The organism is Methylobacterium sp. WL7 (assembly GCF_008040085.1).
Classification (GTDB): domain Bacteria; phylum Pseudomonadota; class Alphaproteobacteria; order Rhizobiales; family Beijerinckiaceae; genus Methylobacterium; species Methylobacterium mesophilicum.
Genome location: NZ_VRVG01000103.1, coordinates 1 through 20139, shown reverse-complemented (window position 1 = coordinate 20139; position 20139 = coordinate 1). Strand labels below are relative to the sequence as shown.

The following is a 20139-nucleotide window of genomic DNA, read 5'->3' as shown; positions in this document are numbered from 1 at the left end:
GGAATACGGCGCGGCCCAGGACACGCGCCCTCCCTCCCCCCTCTGCGGGGGAGGGTGGCCCCCGAAGGGGGTCGGGAGAGGGGAGCGCCGGTTCCGGAAGCGTCGCGACGAGGGTGAAATCCTGCATCGTCGCGCTGCCCCTATCCCGACCCTCGCTGACGCGAGGGCCACCCTCCCCCGCAGAGGGGGGAGGGAGACGCGCGGAATACGCGGCCAGCCACACCCGGGCGAGCGCCCCGAGGCTCGCGGTGGCGCAGGCGGCGAGCAGCGCGTCGGTCTTGGCCAGATGCGCCTCGGCCGAGAGCATCAGCCCGGCGCCGTACAGGGCAGCGGCCAGCAGCGCGGGGCGGCGGGGCAGGAAGGCGAGCGCGGCCCAGTAGGCGAGCAGCACCGAGGCGGTGGCGCCGATCAGCGACGGGATGCGGTAGAGGGCGATCTGCCGGCGTGCGTCGGCCACGCCGAGCGCCTCGCCCGCCGCAACCGTGGCGGCCTGCGCCCAGTAGATCCCGACCGGCTTCTTGTGCCGGGCCTCGCCCTGAAAGCGGATGTCGACGAAGTCGCCGCTCTCCAGCATCTGCTTCGAGGCCTGGGCGAAGCGCGGCTCGTCCCGGTCCATCGGCTGCAGGGAGATCTGCCCGGGCAGGAACAGCAGCAGGCAGAGCGCCAGCAGGGCGGCCGCGGCGCGGGCATGGGTCAGGCTCAGCGCGTCGAGCCCGCGGCCGATCCGATCGACAGGTGCGCGGCGCGGAATGCCGTCGGCGGAGAGGCTGGTGGTCATGCCCGGCCGGTCAATCAGGATCCGACGGGAAGGTCAAATGCCCTGTCATCGCGCCGTCATCGCGCGCGGTGACGGCGCCTCGTCAGGACGCCGCCCGCAGGCGCGTGAAGCCGGCCTCGAGATCGGCCTGGAGGTCGGCGATGTCCTCCAACCCGATATGGAAGCGCAGGGCCGGGCCGCCGGGCGCCCACTGGGTCGCGGTCCGGTAGCCGGCGCAGTCGAACGGGATCACCAGGCTCTCGAAGCCGCCCCACGAGAAGCCCATCCCGAACAGCTCCAGCCCGTCCAGCATCGCGGCCACAGCCGCCTCGGGCACGGGCTTGAGGATCACCCCGAACAGCCCGGAGGCGCCGGAGAAGTCGCGCTTCCAGATCGCGTGGCCGGGATCCTCCGGCAGCCCCGGATGCAGCACCCGCAACACCTCCGGGCGCGCCTGGAACCACCGGGCCATCTCGAGCCCGGCGCGGCCGTGCTCGCGCAGGCGCAGCGCCATGGTGCGCATGCCCCGGAGCGCCAGGAAGATGTCCTCCGCCCCGGCGCAGGGAGCGAGGTGATCGAAGGTGCGCCGCACCGCCGGGTAATACGCGGCGTTCGCGGAGGTCAGGCCGATCAGCAGGTCCGAGCCGCCGCTGAGATACTTAGTGCCGGCCTCGACCGCGATGTCCACGCCGCGTTCATGGGGCGGGAACAGCAGCGGCGTCGCCCAGGTGTTGTCCATGATCACGCAGGCGCCCCGGGCATGCGCGACCTCGGCGATGGCCGGGATGTCCTGCATCTCGAAGCTCTGGGAGCCCGGCGCCTCGACCAGCACCGCCTTGGTGTTCGGGCGCATCAGCTCCGCGATGCCGGCCCCGACGGTCGGGTCGTAATAGGTGACCGCGACGCCGAACCGGACCAGGACGCCGTCGCAGAACTGCCGGGTTGGCCGGTAGGCGGAATCGGTGACGAGGAGATGGTCGCCGGCCGAGACCGCAGCCATCAGCGCGATCGTGAGGGCCGACAGCCCCGAGGGCGTCACCACGGTGCCGGCGGCGCCGGCGAGCTCCGTCCAGGCGTCGGTGAGCGAATCCATCGTGGGCGTCGCCGAGGTGCCGTAATTGTAGCGCCCGCGCCGATGCTTGATCGCGTCGTAGGTCGGATAGAGCACGGTCGAGCCGCGATAGATCGGCGTGTTGACGAAGCCGTGTTGCGCGCCCGGATCGCGGCCCGCGTGGACGAGACGCGTCGCCGCCCCGTACTTGTCCTTGGATTCGGGCTTGGGCGTCAGGGACATTGTGGCTCTGGGATCGCGTTGCGCTGCGACACACGAAGCCCGCGGGCTTGGGCGGGGTCAAGCGTGACGCCGCTAGAGGGGTGGACGTACGACCTCCAGATTGACCCCATGAGCCTAGGGCGGTATCAGATCGTGATATCTCGTGTGCCGAGATCGGGCGCGAAATGAACAGCCGGCATGCGCGTACTTTGCGCGCCATCTACAAGGATCCGGTGCCGGCCTCGATCGAATGGCACGCCATCGAGAGCTTGCTGCTGGCAGTCGGATGTCGGCTCATTGAAGGGACCGGGTCACGGGTGCGTTTTGAGTACAGAGGCGTCGTGGCTGCTTTCCATCGGCCGCATCCGGCCAAGGAGGCCGCGCGCTATCAGGTGCGCGCCACACGCGAGTTTCTCATCAAAATCGGTGTCACACCGGGAGAGTCGCCGTGAACACGATGACCTATCAGGGCTTTCGTGCCCGCGTCGCGTTTGACGAGGAGGATGAGCTTTTCGTCGGCCAAATCGCTGGCATCAACGATGTGATCAGCTTTCACGCGGACACCGTGCCCGAGCTGAAGGCCGCGTTTCATGAGGCGGTGGACGACTACACCGCGGCGTGCCGAGCGATCGGAAAGGAGCCGGAAAAGGCTTATTCCGGCAAGCTGATGCTCCGGATTGACCCGAATATCCATGCCCAGGCAGCCCGCGCGGCGGAACTCGCCGGGACGAGCCTCAATCAATGGGCCGAAGATGTCCTGCGTCGGGCGGGCTCAAACCTCATGCGGTCCGTGACCGAGGAGGCCTGAACCGCCTAACGCCGACCCGGCCCCACCGCTCACGGCGTCTCGGGCGGATCGGAGACCGCAGCCTCCTCGTAAGCTTGCATCCAGGCGGCGTGGTCTTCGGAGCCGTCCGGATAGGGACATTCGCTCGCGGGCTTGCCGTACAGCCGGGCGTTGCGCCCCTGGATGAACGGGCTGTCGCTCGCGGTGGCCTGCACGTTGGTCAATATCGCCTCCCGAACATTGGCACCCACTCCGCCGATTTGGGGTGGGCTTCGTTAACGGGCCGGCGGGTAATCTGTTGCCGTCTCAAGTCGCGTTCCGGGTCGTCTGCGTGCGTATCCTGCGTTCCCTCTTCGGCGGCGTCCTCGTGCTGGTCTCGACGGCGATCGTCGCCTTCGTCAGTGCCGACCGGATCGCCCATCTGGCGCCCCCGGCCGTGGTGCGCGCCGCCCAGGCCGAGCCCTCGGCCACCGGGTCGCTTCCGCTGCCGGTCAAGGCTGCGCCCGCGCCGAAGGCGGCCGTGCCCAGCATCCCGAACGGGTTCGATACCGAGCGGCTCAACGCCCTGATGCGCGGCGACCCGATCCTGCCGCGCCGCTGAGCGCGTTCGGGGCTGCGCGCCCCGAAACCCCCGCCAAAGGGCTGAGCCCTTTGGGAACCCGTCAGCGAGCCGTGCGGAACACCTGCAGGTCGAGGTCGCGGACCTTCTTGCGCAGGGTGTTGCGGTTGACACCCAGCAGCTCCGCCGCACGGATCTGGTTGCCCCGCGTGGCGGCGAGCGCCGCACCTATCAACGGGCCTTCGATCTCCCGCAGGATCCGATGATAGAGGCCGGGCGGCGGCAGCGTGTCCCGGTAGCCGGAGAAGTAGTCCGACAGGTGGCGCTCCACCGCGCTGGACAGGGTCTCTGATTCGCCGTTGGCCTTGCGGGCGCTGCCGTTGGCCGAGGCCGGGGCGGCGAGCGGCAGGGTGTCGAGCTCGGCCTCGATCACCGGGCCGGTGATCGTCTCCTGCGGGTACAGGGCGGCGAGCCGCCGGACCAGGTTCTCGAGTTCGCGGACGTTGCCCGGCCAGCGGTAGCGCTTAAGCCGCTCCATGGCGTCGCCGTCGAGCGACTTGCGGGTCAGGCCCTCGCGCTCGACCAGCACGAAGAAGTGGCGGATCAGGTCCGGCACGTCCTCGGACCGCTCCCGTAGCGCGGGCAGCCGCAGCGGCACGACGTTGAGCCGGAAGAACAGATCTTCGCGGAAGATTCCCTGCTGGATCGAGATCCGCAGGTCCTTGTTGGTCGCCGCGATGATCCGGACGTTGGTCTTGATCGGCAACCGGCCGCCGACCGTGGTGTACTCGCCCTGCTGGAGCACGCGCAGGAGCCGGGTCTGGGCCTCCATCGGCATGTCGCCGATCTCGTCGAGGAACAGGGTGCCGCCCTCGGCCTGCTCGAACCGGCCGGCCGAGCGCTGGAGGGCGCCCGTGAAGGCGCCCTTCTCGTGGCCGAAGAGCTCGGATTCGATCAGGTCGCGCGGGATCGCGGCCATGTTGACCGGCACGAACGGGCCGGTGCGGCGGCGGCCGTAATCGTGCAGCGCCCGGGCGACCAGCTCCTTGCCGGTGCCGGACTCGCCGGTGATCATCACGGTGAGGTCGGTGGGCATCAGCCGGGCGAGCGCCCGGTAGATCTCCTGCATGGCGGGCGAGCGCCCGACCAGCGGGATGTCCTCGTTGTCGGGGGGCGCGCCGGCCGCAGGCGCTCCCCGGGGACGCGACAATGCGCGGCCCACGATGGCGATCAGCTCCTTCAGGTCGAAGGGTTTCGGCAGATACTCGTAGGCCCCGCGCTCGGAGGCGCGGATCGCCGTCATGAACGTGTTCTGCGCGCTCATGACGATGATCGGCAGTTCCGGCCGCACCCGCTTGATGCGGGGCAGCAGGTCGAACACGTTCTCGTCGGGCATCACCACGTCGGTGATGACGAGGTCGCCCTCGCCCTGCGCGACCCAGCGCCAGAGGGTCGCGCAATTGCCCGTCGAGCGGACTTCGTAGCCCGCCCGGGACAGTGCCTGGTTCAGCACCGTGCGGATGGCGGCGTCGTCGTCGGCGACGATGATGTGGCCGTTCGGCATGACTCTCTACTCAGACGTCCGGCCGGGCGGCCGAAACACAAGACGATTTCAAGGGTCGACCGACGATTCGCGCCCGTCGCGGGCGCTCGACATCGGCAGAAGAATGCGGAACGTCGTACGGCGGGGGGCGGGATCGCACTCGACGATGCCGCCGTGGTCGCCCACGATCTTGGCAACCAATGCAAGTCCGAGGCCGGAGCCCTGCGACTTGGTGGTCACGAACGGGTCGAACAGGTCCGGAAGCAGGTCGGCCGAGATACCCGGGCCGTTGTCGCGGATCGCGACCTCGATCGGCAGGCTGACCCGCTCGCGCGAGCCCGGCACCTGCAGGCGCAGACCGGTGCGGAACGCGGTGGACAGGGTGATCTCGCCCTCGACCGCGTCCGGTCCGATCGCCTCGGCGGCGTTCTTCACCAGGTTCAGGATCACCTGGATCAACTGGTCGCGGCTGCCGAGCACCGGGGGCAGGGACGGATCGTAGGTCTCGACGAAGCGGATATGGCGCGCGAACCCCGACTGCGCCGAGCGCTTCACCTGGTCGAGCACCCCGTGGACGTTGACCGCGCCGCGGTCGGCCGGGCGCTCGTCGCCGAACAGCTCCATCCGCTCGACGATGCGCACGATCCGGTCGGATTCGTCGCAGATCAGCCGGGTGAGCATCCGGTCCTCCTCGCCGCCGGTGCCCTCCAGAAGCTGCGCGGCGCCGCGGATGCCGGCGAGCGGGTTCTTGATCTCGTGGGCCAGCATCGCACCGAGCGCCACCATCGAGCGGGCGGCGCCGCGATGGGTGAGCTGGCGGTTCATCTTGTCCGCGATGGTGCGCTCCTGGAGCATCATCACCACGGCGTCGTCGTCGTCGGCGAGCGGCGTGGCGAACACGTCGACGCTACGCTCCAGACCGAGGCGGGGCTGGGTCAGCTCGACCCGGTACTCGCTGACGCTGGCCCGGCGGCGCCGGACGTCGGCCACGAGCGCGATGATCGGCGACGCGAACGGGATGATGTCGCGCAGGCGACGCCGCTGCATCAGGCGCGCGGAATAGTCGAAGAAGGCCTCCGCGGCGTGGTTGCAGTGGAGGATCCGCTCGTCGCCCCCGATGGTCAGGACCGGCAGCGGCAGGGCGTTGAGCACGGCCTCCCCGGACATGGCGCGCCGGCCGCCGGGCTCCTGCGGAAAGGCGTCCTCGGTCACGCGGCCTCCCGGATGATCTCGGCCGCCCCGAAGGCGCGCGCCAGAAGGGCCAGCGCCACCTCGGGATCGGTGGTGGTGAGGAGGGCGGCGCGCTCGGCCGGCTCCAGCGCCCCGCCGGTCTCGGCATAGGCGGCGAGGTGCTTGCGGGCGTGGCGCACGCCCATGTGGCGGCCGTAGAGCGACAGCAGCCCGGCGTAATGCGAAGCCGCCATCCCGGCCTGTTCAGACCGCGAGGGCGGATCCGCCGGCCGGCCGGCCAGCGCCGCCGCGACCTGCCCGACCAGCCAGGGCCGCCCTGTGGCCGCGCGCCCGATCATCACCCCGGCGGCGCCGGAGGCGGCTAGGCACGCCCGGGCGCTGGCGAGGTCGACCACGTCGCCGTTGGCGATCACCGGGATCGACACCGCCTCGACCACGGGGCGGATCGCGGCCCAGTCGGCGACGCCCTTGTAGAATTGCTGCCGGGTCCGCCCGTGGACCGTGACGGCGTTGAGCCCGAGCCGCTCGGCCCGGGTCGCCAGATCGACGGCGTTGCGGGTCGCGTCGTCCCAGCCGAGCCGCATCTTGACGGTGACCGGCACCGACACCGCGCCGCGCACGGCCGCGAGCAGCCTTTCGGCATGGTCGAGGTCGCGCATCAGCGCCGAGCCCGACGCGATTCCGGTGACGATCTTGGCCGGGCAGCCCATGTTCACGTCGATCACGTCGGCGCCGCCGGCCTCCGCGAGGCGTGCGGCCTCGGCCATGGGCTCCGCCTCGCAGCCCGCCAGCTGGACCACGTGCAGGTCGACCCCGGAGCCGTCGGCCCGCAGGGTAGCCTCGTTGGCGCCGCGGGCGAACTCCCGCGCCGCCACCATCTCGGACACCACCGCGTCCGCGCCGCAGCGCCGGGCGATCCGACGCATGTGCAGGTCGGTGACCCCTGACAGGGGCGCGAGCAGGCAGAGCGGGGCGGGGGAATCCTCCCCGCGATCCGGACGTCCACGGCGCAGCGCGCTTAAATAATGATCAGTCGCCATTCTGCACAACAATGAGGCAAGGGCGATCCGCTGGCAAGCGGGTGCCGCGCGTTGATTTCGGGCCCTCCCCCGCTTAAACGACGGGCACCCTCAACGGCAGAGGTTCGGCAGCACGGCTGGCCCGCGCGCCCGCTGCCGTCCTCTCCCCGGATCCGACGAGTTCGCCGCCCATGCCCGCCACCGGCACGCCTGCCACCGGACCCGCGGATGCGGAGTCCGGCGTCGCCGCGGTGGTCGTGGCGGCCGGCCGCGGCATCCGCATCGGCGGCGGTACGCCCAAGCAGTACCGCAGGGTCGGCGGCCAGGCGGTCCTGACCCGGACGCTGGCGGCGCTGGCCGCCCAGGACACGATCGACCGGATCCAGCCGGTGATCGCCGCCGACGCCGCAGACTTCTTCCTCAGTTGCCTGGACGAACTCGCCCCCGGTCTTCGGGAAAAGATTGGTGCCCCCGTTGAGGGCGGTGCGACGCGCCAGCTCTCGGTGCGCGCCGGCCTCGAGGCGCTGGCCAAGCTCGGAGCGCCGGAGATCGTGCTGGTGCACGACGCAGCCCGCCCCTACGTCGATGCGGCCTTGATCGCCCGGGCGATCGCGGCCGGCCGCGACCACGGCGCCGCGGTGCCCGGCGTGCCGGTGACCGATACGGTCAAGCGCGTCGCCGAGATCGCCCCCGGCATCGGCCGCGTGATCGAGACCCCGCCCCGGGAGCACCTGCGGGCGGTCCAGACCCCCCAGGCCTTCGCCTTCGGCCCCCTGCTCGCTGCGCATCGCGACGCGGCCGCGCAAGGCCTCGACGGCTTCACCGACGACGGCGCGCTCGCCGAATGGGCGGGCTTGCCGGTGGTGGTGTTCCTGGGCGACATCGCCAACCGCAAGATCACCCAGCCCGCCGATCTGATCGAGGCGGACTGGGCCTTCGCGTCCGACCCAACCGAAATGCCAGCGCCCGGAGCCCGCGCCATGACCGCCTACGTCACCCGCCTCGGCACCGGCTTCGATGTCCACGCCTTCACGTCCGGCGACCATGTCTGGCTGGGCGGCATCAAGATCCCGGCCGATCGCGGCGTGCTGGCGCATTCCGACGGCGACGTGGCGCTGCACGCGCTCACCGACGCGCTGCTTGGCGCCATCGCGGACGGCGATATCGGCACCCACTTCCCGCCCTCCGACGAGCGTTGGCGCGGCGCCTCCTCGGACCAGTTCCTGGCCCATGCCTGCGGCCTGGTCCGCGCCCGCGGCGGCCGGATCGACCATCTCGACATCACCGTGCTCGCCGAGGCGCCCCGGATCGGCCAGCACCGGGAGGCGATCCGCGCCCGGATCGCCGCCATCGCCGGCGTGCCGCTCAGTGCCGTCTCGATCAAGGCGACGACCACGGAAAAACTCGGCTTCGTCGGCCGCGCCGAGGGCCTCGCCGCCCAGGCCGCCGCCACGATCCGCCTCCCCGAAGAGGACGGCCCGGTGCTCGATGCCGAGGCCGAGACAGCGATGCGGCAGGGATAGGGGCGCAGACGCCGTTCCTTCCCCCCAGAGGGAAATGAAGGACAGCGTGCGGCTCCAGCTTCCGCGCAAAGGTGTCGATTGCGGTCCGCGACGGCGCGACCGAGGGAGCATACGGCCAACCGGCCGGGCCGGCTGACGCAAGGCAAAGACTCTATCCCACCCTCCTCCCTCGTGCTGAGGTGTGAGCGCAGCGAGACGCGAACGAGCCCTCCAGGGATCGCGCGGCTGGCTGGAGGCCTCCTTCGAGGCCTCCGCTTCGCTCCGTCGCGTCAGGATGAGGGGATTGTTTGGAGGGGTGCCAAGCCTGACCGGGCGACGCCCCATCTCAAGAAAGAAAACTCAAGCCGTCCGGAGCAGCAGCGCGATCGCCGCGATGGCGATGGTGGCCATCGTCAGTAGGATCCCGCCGCCCCGGCAGGCGAACTGGCGGGGGGTGTTGGGCGCGGCGAACATGCCGATCGGGTGTAGGATGCGGCCCACCAGCAGGGCGAGCAGCAGGCCCTGGACGAGGCCATGGCCGCTGCCGCCGGCCTCCAGCAGGGCGACCAGGATCAGCGCCAGCGGCACGTATTCCGAAAAGTTGGCGTGCGTGCGGACCCGCTTGAGCAGGGACGCGTCGCCGCCGTCGCCCAACAGGACGTTGTCGGAGACGCGCGATCCCATCACCCAGCCGGACAGGCCGAGATACACGAGGGCGAGCAGCGCGGCGTAGAGGGCCGTGGTCGCGGGGAAGATCATCGGTGTTGGGTTTCCTGTCTGGGCGGCCAGTCCTTGAGCCGGGGCCGGCCTTGCGTCACAACACGAGATAGGGCGCTCCGGCCCAGGGCGAACCGCGCGCGATGATCGACGACACGGAGCTTCTCGACCGCGCCGAGGCGCTGGTCGCGGCCTACGCCGAGGCCGGTCGCACGATCGTCACGGCCGAATCCTGCACCGGGGGACTGGTGGCGGGGCTGCTCACCGCGGTGCCGGGTTCCTCGGCGGTGGTCGAGCGCGGCTACGTCACCTACTCGAACGAGGCCAAGGCGGAGGCGATCGGGGTGCCGATGGACCTGATCTACCGGCACGGCGCCGTCAGCGAGGACGTGGCCCGGGCGATGGCCTGCGGGGCGCTCTCGGCCTCGCGCGCCACGGTCGCGGTGGCGATCACAGGTATTGCAGGCCCCGGCGGCGGCAGCGCCGAGAAGCCGGTCGGGCTGGTGCATTTCGGGTTGGCCCTGCGCGACGGCGGACGCCGGCACCTGGAGCGGCGCTACGGCGACCTCGGACGCGGCGCGATCCGCCGCGCGGCGGTCGCGGACGCGCTCGGCCTGCTCGAAGGAGCGCTGGCGGACTGATCCAACGGCGGGAGGGGTCGATGGCCAGCCTGAAGACCCAACTCTGCATCGTCGGCGGCGGCCCGGCCGGGATGATGGCCGGCCTGCTCTTCGCCCGGGCCGGGATCGCCGTCACGGTGCTGGAGAAGCACGCGGATTTCCTGCGCGACTTCCGCGGCGACACGATCCACCCCTCCACCCTCGACCTGATAGACGAACTCGGCCTCGCCGAGCGCTTCCGCGCCCTGCCCCAGCGGCGGGTCGGGTCCTTCTCGGGGGTCGTGAACGGCCGGAGCTACAAGGTGGCCGACTTCAGCCGGCTGCCGACCCGCAACCGCTTCCTGTCCTTCATGCCGCAATGGGATTTTTTGGACTTTCTCGCCGGCGAGGCGGCCCGCTATCCGGGGTTCCAACTGATCCGCAGGACCGAGGCCCGCGACCTCGTCGAGGTGGAGGGCCGGGTCGCGGGCGTGCGGGCCGACGGGCCGGACGTGCCGGTGGCGATCCGAGCCGACCTCGTGCTCTGCGCGGATGGCCGCCATTCGCTGATGCGCGAACGCGCCGGCTTGGTGCCCCGGGCCTTCGGGGCACCCATCGACGTGCTGTGGTTCCGCCTGCCCCGCCGGGACGGCGACCCCGAGGCGGCGGCCGGGCGGTTCGCGCCGGGGCGTCTCCTGATCACCCTCGACCGGGGCGATACCTGGCAATGCGCCTACCTGGTCCCGAAGGGCGGCGATGCGGCACTCCGGGCCAGGGGGCTGCCGGCCTTCCGGGCGGCGGTGGCCGAGATGGCGCCGTTCCTGGCCGACCGCACCGAGTCCATCGCCGACTGGGACGCGGTCAAGCTCCTCACCGTGACCATCGACCGGCTTGAGCGATGGCATCGCCCCGGCCTGCTCTGCATCGGCGATTCCGCACACGCGATGTCGCCGGTGGGCGGGGTCGGCATCAACCTCGCGATCCAGGATGCGGTGGCGGCGGCCAACATCCTGGCCGCGTCCCTGCGGTCCGGGCCGGTCGCCGAGGCCGACCTCGCCCGGGTCCAGGCCCGGCGGATGTTCCCGGTCCGGGCGACGCAGGCGCTGCAGCGGATCATCCAGGCCCGGGTGATCGCCACCACGCTCAAGGCCGATGCGCCATTCCGGGCGCCGCTCGCCCTGCGGATCCTCGACAGGCTGCCGATGCTCCAGATCCTGCCCGCCCGAATGATCGGGATGGGCGTGCGGCCGGAGCACGTATCCGCGCCGGCCCGGACCTGACGCGTTCAGGCGGTGCCGTACATCCGGTCCGCCCGGCCTTCGAAGGCGTCGGTGAACTTGCGGAAGGCGCGGTCGAACATCGTACCCATCAGGAGGCCCAGCGTCCGGCTCTTGAATTCGTAGGTAATGAAGAAGTCCACGGCGCAGCCCCCGTTCGGGGCCTCCTTGAACGACCAGCGGTTCTCGAGGTGCCGGAACGGGCCGTCGATGTACTCGGCCACGATCTTGTGGTTGGCCGGATCGAGGCTGACCCGAGTCGTGAAGCGCTCGCGGATCGCCTTGTAGCCCACGCCCATCTCGGCGACCAACACCTGCCCGCCCTCCGGCATCTCCTGGCGGCGGATCACCCGCAGGGATTCGCAAAGCGGCAGGAATTCCGGGTAGCGCTCCACGTCGGCCACGAGATCGTACATCTGCTGCGGCGAATGCCGCACCGTGCGGGTAACCCGGAAGGACGGCATTTCTGTTCCGACGTGCTCAGGCCGAGAGGGCGGGGGCGTGCGAAGGGGCATGCGAGGCAGCATGCTTGGCGAGCCGGGCCGCCTGCAGCTTGGAAAAGTCCTCGCCGGCATGGTGCGACGAGCGGGTGAGCGGCGTGGCCGAGACCAGCAGGAAGCCCTTTGCGTAGGCGGTGGTCTCGTAGGTCTTGAACTCGTCGGGCGGCACGAAGCGCACGACCTCATGATGCTTCTTGGACGGCTGCAGGTACTGGCCGATGGTCAGGAAGTCGACCTCGGCCGAGCGCAGATCGTCCATCAGCTGGAGCACTTCGTTGCGTTCCTCGCCGAGCCCGACCATGATACCGGACTTGGTAAAGATGGTCGGGTCGAGTTCCTTCACCCGCTGCAGCAGGCGCACCGAGTGGAAGTAGCGGGCGCCCGGCCGCACCGTGAGGTACTTGGCCGGCACCGTCTCAAGGTTGTGGTTGAACACGTCGGGCTTGGCCGCGACGACGACCTCCAGGGCCCCGTCCTTACGCAGGAAGTCGGGGGTGAGGATCTCCACCGTGGTGCCGGGGCTCGCCCGACGGATCGCCGCGATGGTCCGGGCGAAATGCTGGGCGCCGCCGTCCTTCAGGTCGTCCCGGTCCACCGAGGTGATCACCACGTGGTGCAGGCCGAGCTTGGCCACCGAGTCGCCGATCTTCTCGGGCTCGCGCTGATCCAGGGCGTCGGGCAGGCCGGTGCGGACGTTGCAGAAGGCGCAGGCCCGCGTGCAGGTGTCGCCCATGATCATGAAGGTGGCGTGCCGCTTCTCCCAGCACTCGCCGATATTGGGGCAGCCGGCCTCCTCGCAGACCGTGACGAGGCCGTGCTCGCGCACGATCTTCTGGGTCTCGGTCCAGGCCTTGGAGCCTGGCGCCTTGACCCGGATCCAGTCCGGCTTCTTGGCCTGGACGGGCTGGTCCGGCCGGTGCGCCTTCTCGGGGTGGCGCAGGCGCGCGGAGCGCGGATCGTTCTTCAGGATATCGAGGACGATGGCCATGCCACACCGCGGGGAAGCGCCCGGGGGCGCGGTCGGTCAATAGAGACTGACTTAAGGCGCCCGGCCCCGCGCCGCAAACCACCGCGACGCCGGGACGCCATGCGGTGGTTGAGGATGCCGCGTTTCCGTCAGATCCCGAGCACCCGCACGAGCAGGCCGGCCAGTGCCGCCCCGATCACCGGGCCGCCCACCGGAACCAGCGCGTAGCCCCAGTCGGACGCGCCCTTTCCGGCGATCGGCAGGACCGCGTGGGCGATGCGCGGCCCGAGATCGCGAGCGGGGTTGATGGCGTAGCCGGTTGTGCCGCCGAGCGAGAGGCCGACGCCCCAGACCAGCATGCCGACCATGTAGGGCGCGACTCCCCGCGGGATCGCCCCGGAGGCGCCCAGCGTGTTGGTCACCAGCGCCGAGATGGTCAGGATCAGGAAGAAGGTGGCGATGATCTCGGAGGTCCAGTTGGCCTTGGCGTCCCGGATCGCCGGCCCGGTGCAGAAGCAGGCAAGCTTCAGGTCCTGCTCGGGAGTCGCCGCCCAGTGCGGCAGGTAGTGCAGCCAGACGATCGCCGCGCCCGCGAAGGCGCCGAGCATCTGGGCCGGGATGTAGACGGCGAGCTTCGAGACATCGCCGGAGCTGACGGCGCCCGCCACGGTCACGGCCGGGTTGAGATGCGCGTCCGGGCTGCCGGTGGCGGTGGCGACGAAGATCCCGGCGAGCACCGCGAAGGCCCAGCCGGCGGTGATCGCGATCCAGCCGGCGTTCTCCGCCTTGGATCGCTTGAGCAGGGCGCCGGCGACGACGCCGTCTCCCAGCACGATCAACGTCATCGTGCCGAGGAATTCACCCAGGAATGGCGACGTCATGGTCTGGTCTCCCCCAAAGGTCGTCTTGTTACGAAAGTCTTCTTTTTTGAGGTTTTGCCGTCCTCGACCTCAGGCTTCGGTCGAGGGTCGGAACATCTTTTTCAAAAGGTCTGCGACCCAGCCCTTTAAGGTGTTTGATCTGGATGCCAGGATCTCGATCCATGGCTGTCACGTATCGAAAGAGCCGCGTGTTTCCCCTCCCCACAAGGGGGAGGAGAGCGCGTCTGGTCGGTGTTCCCGCACTTCCGGAAACACCTTGTACGGGCTGGGCTGGAGCCCTTTCGGACCCCGGGACCGGCCCGCTCAATCCTCGTCGAGCTTCCAGTCGAAGGAGCGCTGCACCGCCCGGCCCCAGGCGGCGGCGATCTTTTCGCGCTGGCCGGCATCCATCTTCGGGGTCCAGCGCTTGTCGACGCCCCAGTTGCGCTTGAGGTCGTCGAGGCCCTTCCAGTAGCCGACCGCGAGGCCGGCCGCGTAGGCGGCGCCGAGCGCCGTGGTCTCGGAGACCTTCGGGCGCACCACCGGCACGTCGAGCATGTCGGCCTGGAACTGCATCAGCGTGTTGTTGGCGACCATGCCGCCATCGGCCCGCAGCTCCTTGACGGGAATGCCGGAATCCTTGGCCATGGCGTCCAGCACCTCGTGGGTCTGGAAGGCGGTCGCCTCCAGAACCGAGCGGGCGATGTGTCCGCGGTTGACGTAGCGGGTCAGGCCGATGATCAGGCCGCGGGCGCCCTCGTTCCAGTGCGGCGCGTAGAGGCCCGAGAAGGCCGGCACGAAGTAGACGCCGCCATTGTCCTCGACCGTGGTGGCCAGCGTCTCGACCTCGGCCGAATCCTTGATCATGTGGAGGTTGTCGCGCAGCCACTGCACCAGGGCGCCGGTGATCGCGATCGAGCCCTCCAGGGCGTAGGCCGGCTTCTCGCCGTCGAGGCGGTAGGCCAGGGTCGTGACCAGGCCGGCCTTGGACGGGACCGGCTCGGTGCCGGTGTTCATCAGCGCGAAGCAGCCGGTGCCGTAGGTGTTCTTGGCCTCGCCGGGTGCGAAGCAGGTCTGCCCGAACAGCGCCGCCTGCTGGTCGCCCAGGATGCCGGCGATCGGCACGCCCGCGAACGGCGCCTTGGTCTCGCCGTAGACCTCGCTCGACGAGACGATTCTGGGGAGCATCGCCTTCGGGATGCCGAAGACGCTCAGCATGCCGTCGTCCCATTCCAGGGTCTTCAGCGACATCAACTGCGTGCGGCTGGCATTGGTCACGTCGGTGACGTGCAGCCCGCCCTCGGTGCCGCCGGTGAGGTTCCAGACCAGCCAGGTGTCGATGTTGCCGAACAGCACGTCGCCGGCCTCGGCCCGCTCCCGGGCGCCGTCGACATGGTCGAGCAGCCAGCGCAGCTTGAGACCCGAAAAATAGCTCGCCAGCGGCAGGCCGGTGAGGTCGCGGAACCGGTCGCGGCCGCCGTCGCGGGCGAATTCGGAGACCAGCCGGTCGTTGCGGGTATCCTGCCAGACCAGGGCGTTGTGCAGCGGCTTGCCGGTGCGCCGGTCCCAGATCAGCGTGGTCTCGCGCTGGTTGGTGATGCCGACGGCCGCGAGGTCGGTGGGCTGGAGGCCGGCCTTGTCCAGGGCCTCGCGCATCACACCCTGGGTCTTCGTCCAGATCTCGGCGGCGTCGTGCTCGACATGTCCAGGAGCCGGATAGATCTGCGCGTGCTCGGCCTGGGCCAGCGCGATCACGCTGCCCTCGCGATCGAACACCATGAAGCGGCTGCTCGTGGTGCCCTGGTCGATGGCCCCGACGTAACGGCTCATCGTTCCCTCCCTGAGTTATGTCCGACCGGTCTCGCGCCGGATCGGGTTCGGCAAGATCATGCTGCCTCGGCCCTGCGGTCGAGGTACGCGGTAAGCCGCGCGGCGCTCTCGGGGCCGGTGCGCAGGCCAAGCTTCGAGCGGCGCCAGAGGATGTCCTCGGCGGTGACCGCCCATTCCGCGACGCGCAGGTAATCGACCTCGGCCGCCGTGAGGCCACCGTCGAACACCTCGCCGAGATCCGCCATGGATTGCGCGGTCCCGACGATCTCGCGCGTCTTGGTCCCGTAGGCGCGGGCGAGGCGCCGCGCGGTCTCGGTAGGCAGGAACGGCTTTTCCGCCTGGAGCTTGGCGAGGAAAGAATCGAAGTCCGCGTCCGGCATGGCGCCGCCGGGCAGCACCGCCTCGCCGGTCCAGGCCGGCTTGAGGCCGGGGAAGAACGGCTTGAGCTTCTCGATCGCGTGCTCGGCCAGCCGCCGATACGTGGTGATCTTGCCGCCGAACACCGACAGAACCGCCGCCCTGCCGCCCTGGTCCTCCACGTCGAGGACGTAGTCGCGGGTCACCGCGGAGGCGTTCTCGGCCGCGTCGTCGTAGAGCGGGCGGACGCCCGAATAGCTCCAGACCACGTCGGCCGGGGTGATGCGCGTGTCGAACGAGCGGTTGATGCAGCCGCAGAGGTAGTCGGTCTCCTCGGGGGAGATCGAGACCGGCCCGGGCTCGCCGTCATAGGGCACGTCGGTGGTGCCGATCAGCGTGAAGTCGCGCTCGTAGGGGATCGCGAAGATGATGCGCTTGTCGGGCTGCTGCAGGATATAGGCCTGGTCCCCCGGGAACAGGCGCTTCACCACGATGTGGCTGCCCTTGATCAGACGGACCGCTGCGCGGCTGTTGATGCCGAGCGTGCCGCCCAGCGTCGCACTCACCCACGGGCCTGCGGCGTTGACCACGGCCTTGGCCCGTATGGTCCGCTCGCCGCCGCCGCGCTCGTCGCGGAGCGTCGCGACCCAGCCGTCTCCGTCGCGCCGGGCCGAGACGACGCCCGTGCGGGTCAGCACCGTGGCGCCGCGCTCGCGGGCATCCATGGCGTTGAGCACGACCAAGCGGCTGTCCTCGACCCAGCAGTCGGAATAGACGAAGCCCTTGGTCAGCCGCTTTTGCAGCGGCGCGCCGTAGGGCGAGCTGCGCAGGTTCACGGACTTGGAGCCCGGCAGGGTCCGCAGCCGCGCGAGATGGTCATACAGGAACAGGCCGAGCCGCAGCATCCAGGCCGGGCGCAGGCCCTCATCGTGGGGCAGAACGAAGCGCAGGGGCCAGATCACGTGGGGGGCCTGGCGCAGCAGCCGCTCGCGCTCGGCCAGGGCTTCGCGGACGAGGCGGAACTCGTAATATTCGAGGTAGCGCAGGCCTCCATGGATCAGCTTCGTCGAGGACGAGGAGGTGAAGCCGGCCAGATCCCCGCGCTCGGCCAGCAGGACCGACAGGCCGCGGCCCGCCGCGTCGCGTGCGATCCCGGTGCCGTTGATGCCGCCGCCGATGATGAGAAGATCGTAGGCGTCGGACGGCTCGCGCTGGCGCTGTGCAGCCGGCATTGTTCCTCCTCTCCCGCCCTCGATGGCAGGTTGAGGACATATTGAGCCGCCTGCAGATTTTCGCAAGCGAAAAAATGCGTGTTCGTTACGGTTCGCCCACGTTGTCCGCCACCGCCAGGGTCACACCCTGGCGCTCGATCATCGCGACGACGTCCGGGGGCGGCATCCGGTCGGTGAAGAACGTGTCGACCTGATCCAGGCGCCCGACCTGCACCATCGGCCTCCGGGTGAACTTGGTATGATCCGCCACCAGGAAGGTCTTGCGGGCATGGGCCAGGATGGTCTGCGTCGCCCGCACCTCCTCGTAATCGTAGTCGAGCAGCGCGCCGTCGGCATCGATCCCGCTGATGCCGATCACCGCCACGTCGACCCGGAACTGGCTGAGCGTGTCGCAGGTGAGCTGACCCAGTACCGCGCCGTCGCGGTTGCGCACGGTGCCGCCAGCCACGACGATGTGGAATTCCGTGGCCTCGGCGAGCGACAGCGCGACGTTGAGGTTGTTGGTGATGACGCTGAGGTCGTCGTGCCGGGTCAATTCCCGGGCCACCGCCTCGGGGGTCGTGCCGATGTTGACGAAGACCGAGCAGTGGGATGGGATCCGGCTCGCTGCCAACCGGCCGATCCGGGTCTTTTCCGGCAGCAGGGTCACCCGGCGGTCGGCGTAGTCGATGTTCTCGACGCTGGACGGGAGCCCGCCCCCGCCCCGGTAGCGCTCCAGCCGCCCCTCCGCGCTCAGCTCGTTGAGGTCGCGCCGGATCGTCTGGACGGTGACGCCGAACTGCGCGGCGAGCGCCTCGATGGTGACGAAGCCCCGCTGGCGCACGGACGCCACGATGGCGCTGCGCCGTCCCTCGACGCCGGACACCTCGACCCTGTCCTCGGATCTCCGGTCGAGCGGTCGTGACATCAAAACTCCTGGCGTTTCCCGCTCCGCGCGGGCGCAGATGTTCGTTTTCGAACATCTTATGGGTGTGGCGGCTTTCGCGAGAGAGTGAACCGGCTCGGGCGGTGGGGCAACCGGATCGCGGCGCTGCGGATTCGGATTCGCACAGGCGGCGGGTGTGCCGCAGGCACCTCCCTCGTCGGACCATGGAGTTCGGCTAGCCACACGCGTCGTCTCCCTACCCCGCAAAGGGGGGAAGGGTGGGCGCATGTCATAGTCGAAGAGGATCGTTTGAAAGGCGTCCGAGACACCAACAAAAAAGGCCTGCCGCGAGTGCGACAGGCCCGTTCGTCCGGGTGACGCCGCCATGCGGCGTCCCGGCGTGATCACATCTGGTGGTGACGCATCCGGCGGTGATGCTTCATCATCCGCTTGTGCTTCATGCGCTTGCGCATCATCGGGCGCTCGACCGGAGCGGCACCGCGCCCCATGGCGGCGGCTTCGCCGGCGCGCTCCATTCCGCCGCGGGGACCGCCCGCCTGGGCGCCGGAGGAGTTGTAGGGCGAGTTGCCCTGGGCGTACGCGGAGCCCGCGAGCAGCGTCAGCGACGCGGCGGCCAACAGAAGTTTCCTCATGATCAATCCCTGGGCGTAGACAGTCGCAGGCGAGGCGCCACCCGTCGTCTGGGTCGAGCCGCTGCGTCGGAAAATAAGCGGCTAAGAGGAGACTTGGTTCCCCGATCCCGCGTTTGGGAGGCGAATGATTGCTTGCCGGGGTCCGAGCGCCTATCTCGCGGCCTGTCCAGACGCGACGGCGACCGGGATGCGTGCGGGAGGGGGCGGCTTTGGCCAGCAGCGGTTCGGCCTATCTGCTCCTGGATGTCGCCGGAACGCCCTGCGCCCTGCCGCGCGCGGCGGTGTCCGAGATCCTGCCCCTGCCGGACCTGCACAATCCCCCCGCCACGGGCGGCTGGCTCGCCGGCTTCCTCAATCTCGGCGGCGCGCCGATCCCGGTGATCGATCTGGCCCCGCTGCTCGGCCTGCGCCCCGCGGCGTCCGCGCCGGGCCTCTACGCGCATCTCGTGCTGACCCGCGACGACGCGGTCGCCTACCTCGTCGATCGCGCCGCCGACCTCGTAATCGTCCCGGATTCCGCGATCCGGCCGGCCGAGGAGACCGGGACGCTCAACGGCTGCGTGGCCGCCGAACTCGTGATCGGCGACCGCCTGGTGCACGCCCTGGCGCCCGAGGGCCTGCTGACCGCGCAGGAACGGGCCCGGGTCGCGGCCCTGACGCGGGCCGCCGCCGAGCGCCTCGCCGCCCTGCCGCCCTCCGCCTGATCCCACGATGGCGCGCCACGTTCCGCCCCGCCCCGATCCGGGCGACGACTCCGCCTACGCTGCCCTGAAGGCGCGCATCATCGCCCGCACGGGCCACCATTATTACATCGACAAGGACGAACTCCTGATCGAGCGCCTGCGCCGGCGCTTCCGGGCCACCGCCATCGCCGACTGCGCCGCCTACGGCGCCCTGCTGGCCGACCGCTCCCGGGGCGAGGCGGAATGGGCCTGCCTGGAGGCCGAGATCACCGTCGGCGAGACCTTCTTCTTCCGCTACGCCGAGCAGTTCCAGGCCCTGCGCCAGACGATCCTGCCGGCGCTGATCGCGGCCCGCAGCCATGACCGCACCCTGCGGATCTGGAGCGCCGGCTGCTCGACTGGCGCGGAGCCCTATTCCCTGGCGATCCTGGTCCGCGAGGCCCTGGGGGACGCCCTGCCCGACTGGCGGATCGCGATCCTCGGCACCGATATCAGCGTCGAGGCGCTGGCGACCGCCCGGGCCGCCGAGTACGGGCGCTGGGCGTTGCGCACCATGCCGCCGGAGGAGCGGCTGCGCTATTTCACGCGCCTGCCCCCCGCCCCCGGGATCCGCCGCGAGGGCGGCTACGCCCTGCGGCCGGAGTTCCGCGCGCTGGTGCGGTTCGAGCGCGGCAACCTCCTGAACCTCATCGAGCCCAAGACCCCGCCGGGCGAGGGGTACGACCTGATCCTCTGCCGCAACGTGCTGATCTATTTCGAGGCCGAGACGGTGGCCGCGGTGGTGCGCGGCCTCGGGCGCAGGCTCCGGCCGGACGGCTGGCTGCTGCTGGGCCATGCCGAGCCGAACCCGACCTTCTCTGGGTTCCTCGATCCCGTAAGCCTGCCCGGGACCGTCGCCTACCGGCGCCTGGCCGACGCGGTGCAGCCGCCCGCGCCCCGGCCGCTCCCCCCGGCGGCCGAGCCGGAAC

Annotated in this window: 21 protein-coding genes and 1 pseudogene; 8 read left to right on the top strand and 14 right to left on the bottom strand. The window is 70.3% G+C overall.

Annotation, left to right across the window (positions count from 1 at the left end):
* Together FV233_RS21575 and metC are read right to left on the bottom strand one after the other, a co-directional pair.
* A pseudogene (locus FV233_RS21575) lies at positions 1 to 778 on the bottom strand (hypothetical protein); the annotation flags it as partial.
* A gap of 82 nt (positions 779 to 860) precedes the next feature.
* Positions 861 to 2051 carry a cystathionine beta-lyase gene (metC, locus tag FV233_RS21570; RefSeq protein WP_147898722.1) on the bottom strand — a complete coding sequence of 397 codons (1191 nt, stop codon included), beginning with the start codon at positions 2049 to 2051 and terminating at the stop codon, positions 861 to 863.
* A gap of 164 nt (positions 2052 to 2215) precedes the next feature.
* Between metC and FV233_RS21565 the strand changes: the two genes are divergently transcribed.
* Complete coding sequence (locus tag FV233_RS21565) at positions 2216 to 2482, top strand: type II toxin-antitoxin system HicA family toxin (RefSeq protein WP_147898721.1); 267 nt, start codon at positions 2216 to 2218, stop codon at positions 2480 to 2482.
* Positions 2479 to 2838 (top strand): type II toxin-antitoxin system HicB family antitoxin, encoded by a 360-nt coding sequence (locus FV233_RS21560; RefSeq protein WP_147898720.1) that lies wholly within the window; start codon positions 2479 to 2481, stop codon positions 2836 to 2838. Before FV233_RS21565 ends, FV233_RS21560 begins: the two co-directional genes overlap by 4 nt.
* Before the next feature lie 29 nt (positions 2839 to 2867).
* Here the strand turns inward: FV233_RS21560 and FV233_RS30530 are convergent, their stop codons facing one another.
* Positions 2868 to 3041, bottom strand: a complete 174-nt coding sequence (locus FV233_RS30530; RefSeq protein ID WP_187277759.1) for an Rmf/CrpP family protein — start codon at positions 3039 to 3041, stop codon at positions 2868 to 2870.
* A gap of 107 nt (positions 3042 to 3148) precedes the next feature.
* Between FV233_RS30530 and FV233_RS21555 the strand changes: the two genes are divergently transcribed.
* Entirely contained in the window at positions 3149 to 3418 is a 270-nt protein-coding gene (locus FV233_RS21555; protein WP_147855335.1) for a hypothetical protein, read from the top strand.
* A 61-nt stretch (positions 3419 to 3479) separates the two neighbouring features.
* On the opposite strand, the gene ntrC is transcribed toward FV233_RS21555, so the two are convergent.
* The 3 genes from ntrC to dusB are packed head-to-tail and all read right to left on the bottom strand — an operon-like array spanning position 3480 to position 7150.
* Complete coding sequence (gene ntrC / locus FV233_RS21550; RefSeq protein WP_147855336.1) at positions 3480 to 4940, bottom strand: nitrogen regulation protein NR(I); 1461 nt, start codon at positions 4938 to 4940, stop codon at positions 3480 to 3482.
* A 48-nt stretch (positions 4941 to 4988) separates the two neighbouring features.
* On the bottom strand, positions 4989 to 6086 hold the full coding sequence (locus FV233_RS21545; protein ID WP_147855338.1) for an ATP-binding protein: 1098 nt from the start codon (positions 6084 to 6086) through the stop codon (positions 4989 to 4991).
* Positions 6087 to 6127: 41 nt separating this feature from the next.
* The gene (gene dusB / locus FV233_RS21540) at positions 6128 to 7150 is read right to left on the bottom strand and encodes a tRNA dihydrouridine synthase DusB (protein WP_147898719.1); all 1023 of its coding nucleotides are present in this window, start codon (positions 7148 to 7150) and stop codon (positions 6128 to 6130) included.
* Between the two features lie 170 nt (positions 7151 to 7320).
* Here dusB and FV233_RS21535 point away from each other — a divergent pair, with 170 nt between their 5' ends.
* Positions 7321 to 8652 carry a bifunctional 2-C-methyl-D-erythritol 4-phosphate cytidylyltransferase/2-C-methyl-D-erythritol 2,4-cyclodiphosphate synthase gene (locus FV233_RS21535; RefSeq protein WP_147898718.1) on the top strand — a complete coding sequence of 444 codons (1332 nt, stop codon included), beginning with the start codon at positions 7321 to 7323 and terminating at the stop codon, positions 8650 to 8652.
* Between the two features lie 339 nt (positions 8653 to 8991).
* Here the strand turns inward: FV233_RS21535 and FV233_RS21525 are convergent, their stop codons facing one another.
* A complete protein-coding gene (locus FV233_RS21525; RefSeq protein WP_147898717.1) occupies positions 8992 to 9390 on the bottom strand; it encodes an MAPEG family protein in 399 nt (132 codons plus the stop codon).
* Between the two features lie 101 nt (positions 9391 to 9491).
* Here FV233_RS21525 and FV233_RS21520 point away from each other — a divergent pair, with 101 nt between their 5' ends.
* Entirely contained in the window at positions 9492 to 9989 is a 498-nt protein-coding gene (locus FV233_RS21520; RefSeq protein ID WP_147898716.1) for a CinA family protein, read from the top strand.
* Positions 9990 to 10009: 20 nt separating this feature from the next.
* On the top strand, positions 10010 to 11227 hold the full coding sequence (locus tag FV233_RS21515) for an FAD-dependent oxidoreductase (protein WP_147898715.1): 1218 nt from the start codon (positions 10010 to 10012) through the stop codon (positions 11225 to 11227).
* Between the two features lie 5 nt (positions 11228 to 11232).
* Here FV233_RS21515 and FV233_RS21510 read toward each other — a convergent pair whose 3' ends face one another.
* The 7 genes from FV233_RS21510 to FV233_RS21480 form a co-directional block, all read right to left on the bottom strand.
* Entirely contained in the window at positions 11233 to 11688 is a 456-nt protein-coding gene (locus tag FV233_RS21510) for a type II toxin-antitoxin system RatA family toxin (RefSeq protein WP_147855392.1), read from the bottom strand.
* A gap of 16 nt (positions 11689 to 11704) precedes the next feature.
* Complete coding sequence (gene lipA, locus FV233_RS21505; RefSeq protein WP_147855391.1) at positions 11705 to 12712, bottom strand: lipoyl synthase; 1008 nt, start codon at positions 12710 to 12712, stop codon at positions 11705 to 11707.
* Positions 12713 to 12840: 128 nt separating this feature from the next.
* The gene (locus FV233_RS21500; RefSeq protein ID WP_147855390.1) at positions 12841 to 13572 is read right to left on the bottom strand and encodes an MIP/aquaporin family protein; all 732 of its coding nucleotides are present in this window, start codon (positions 13570 to 13572) and stop codon (positions 12841 to 12843) included.
* A gap of 303 nt (positions 13573 to 13875) precedes the next feature.
* Complete coding sequence (glpK, locus tag FV233_RS21495; RefSeq protein ID WP_147898714.1) at positions 13876 to 15381, bottom strand: glycerol kinase GlpK; 1506 nt, start codon at positions 15379 to 15381, stop codon at positions 13876 to 13878.
* 56 nt (positions 15382 to 15437) lie between these two features.
* Positions 15438 to 16970, bottom strand: a complete 1533-nt coding sequence (gene glpD / locus FV233_RS21490) for a glycerol-3-phosphate dehydrogenase (protein WP_147898713.1) — start codon at positions 16968 to 16970, stop codon at positions 15438 to 15440.
* 85 nt (positions 16971 to 17055) lie between these two features.
* On the bottom strand, positions 17056 to 17877 hold the full coding sequence (locus FV233_RS21485) for a DeoR family transcriptional regulator (protein WP_147898712.1): 822 nt from the start codon (positions 17875 to 17877) through the stop codon (positions 17056 to 17058).
* Positions 17878 to 18239: 362 nt separating this feature from the next.
* Positions 18240 to 18488 carry a hypothetical protein gene (locus tag FV233_RS21480; protein ID WP_147898711.1) on the bottom strand — a complete coding sequence of 83 codons (249 nt, stop codon included), beginning with the start codon at positions 18486 to 18488 and terminating at the stop codon, positions 18240 to 18242.
* Positions 18489 to 18697: 209 nt separating this feature from the next.
* On the opposite strand from FV233_RS21480, the gene FV233_RS21475 reads away from it, so the two are divergent.
* Both FV233_RS21475 and FV233_RS21470 read left to right on the top strand, forming a co-directional pair.
* Complete coding sequence (locus FV233_RS21475) at positions 18698 to 19192, top strand: chemotaxis protein CheW (RefSeq protein WP_147898710.1); 495 nt, start codon at positions 18698 to 18700, stop codon at positions 19190 to 19192.
* A gap of 7 nt (positions 19193 to 19199) precedes the next feature.
* The coding region (locus tag FV233_RS21470; RefSeq protein WP_147898709.1) for a protein-glutamate O-methyltransferase CheR at positions 19200 to 20139 on the top strand (940 nt) is incomplete at its 3' end.

Excerpts from the sequence above, each read along its gene's own strand:
- metC (WP_147898722.1), bottom strand. The coding sequence starts at position 2,051 with ATGTCCCTGACGCCCAAGCCCGAATCCAAGGACAAGTACGGGGCGGCG.
- FV233_RS21500 (WP_147855390.1), bottom strand. The coding sequence starts at position 13,572 with ATGACGTCGCCATTCCTGGGTGAATTCCTCGGCACGATGACGTTGATC.
- glpK (WP_147898714.1), bottom strand. The coding sequence starts at position 15,381 with ATGAGCCGTTACGTCGGGGCCATCGACCAGGGCACCACGAGCAGCCGC.
- dusB (WP_147898719.1), bottom strand. The coding sequence starts at position 7,150 with ATGGCGACTGATCATTATTTAAGCGCGCTGCGCCGTGGACGTCCGGAT.
- lipA (WP_147855391.1), bottom strand. The coding sequence starts at position 12,712 with ATGGCCATCGTCCTCGATATCCTGAAGAACGATCCGCGCTCCGCGCGC.
- FV233_RS21515 (WP_147898715.1), top strand. The coding sequence starts at position 10,010 with ATGGCCAGCCTGAAGACCCAACTCTGCATCGTCGGCGGCGGCCCGGCC.
- FV233_RS21510 (WP_147855392.1), bottom strand. The coding sequence starts at position 11,688 with ATGCCGTCCTTCCGGGTTACCCGCACGGTGCGGCATTCGCCGCAGCAG.
- FV233_RS21480 (WP_147898711.1), bottom strand. The coding sequence starts at position 18,488 with ATGAGGAAACTTCTGTTGGCCGCCGCGTCGCTGACGCTGCTCGCGGGC.
- FV233_RS21485 (WP_147898712.1), bottom strand. The coding sequence starts at position 17,877 with ATGTCACGACCGCTCGACCGGAGATCCGAGGACAGGGTCGAGGTGTCC.
- glpD (WP_147898713.1), bottom strand. The coding sequence starts at position 16,970 with ATGCCGGCTGCACAGCGCCAGCGCGAGCCGTCCGACGCCTACGATCTT.
- FV233_RS21545 (WP_147855338.1), bottom strand. The coding sequence starts at position 6,086 with ATGTCCGGGGAGGCCGTGCTCAACGCCCTGCCGCTGCCGGTCCTGACC.
- FV233_RS21520 (WP_147898716.1), top strand. The coding sequence starts at position 9,492 with ATGATCGACGACACGGAGCTTCTCGACCGCGCCGAGGCGCTGGTCGCG.
- FV233_RS21565 (WP_147898721.1), top strand. The coding sequence starts at position 2,216 with ATGAACAGCCGGCATGCGCGTACTTTGCGCGCCATCTACAAGGATCCG.
- FV233_RS21535 (WP_147898718.1), top strand. The coding sequence starts at position 7,321 with ATGCCCGCCACCGGCACGCCTGCCACCGGACCCGCGGATGCGGAGTCC.
- FV233_RS21525 (WP_147898717.1), bottom strand. The coding sequence starts at position 9,390 with ATGATCTTCCCCGCGACCACGGCCCTCTACGCCGCGCTGCTCGCCCTC.
- ntrC (WP_147855336.1), bottom strand. The coding sequence starts at position 4,940 with ATGCCGAACGGCCACATCATCGTCGCCGACGACGACGCCGCCATCCGC.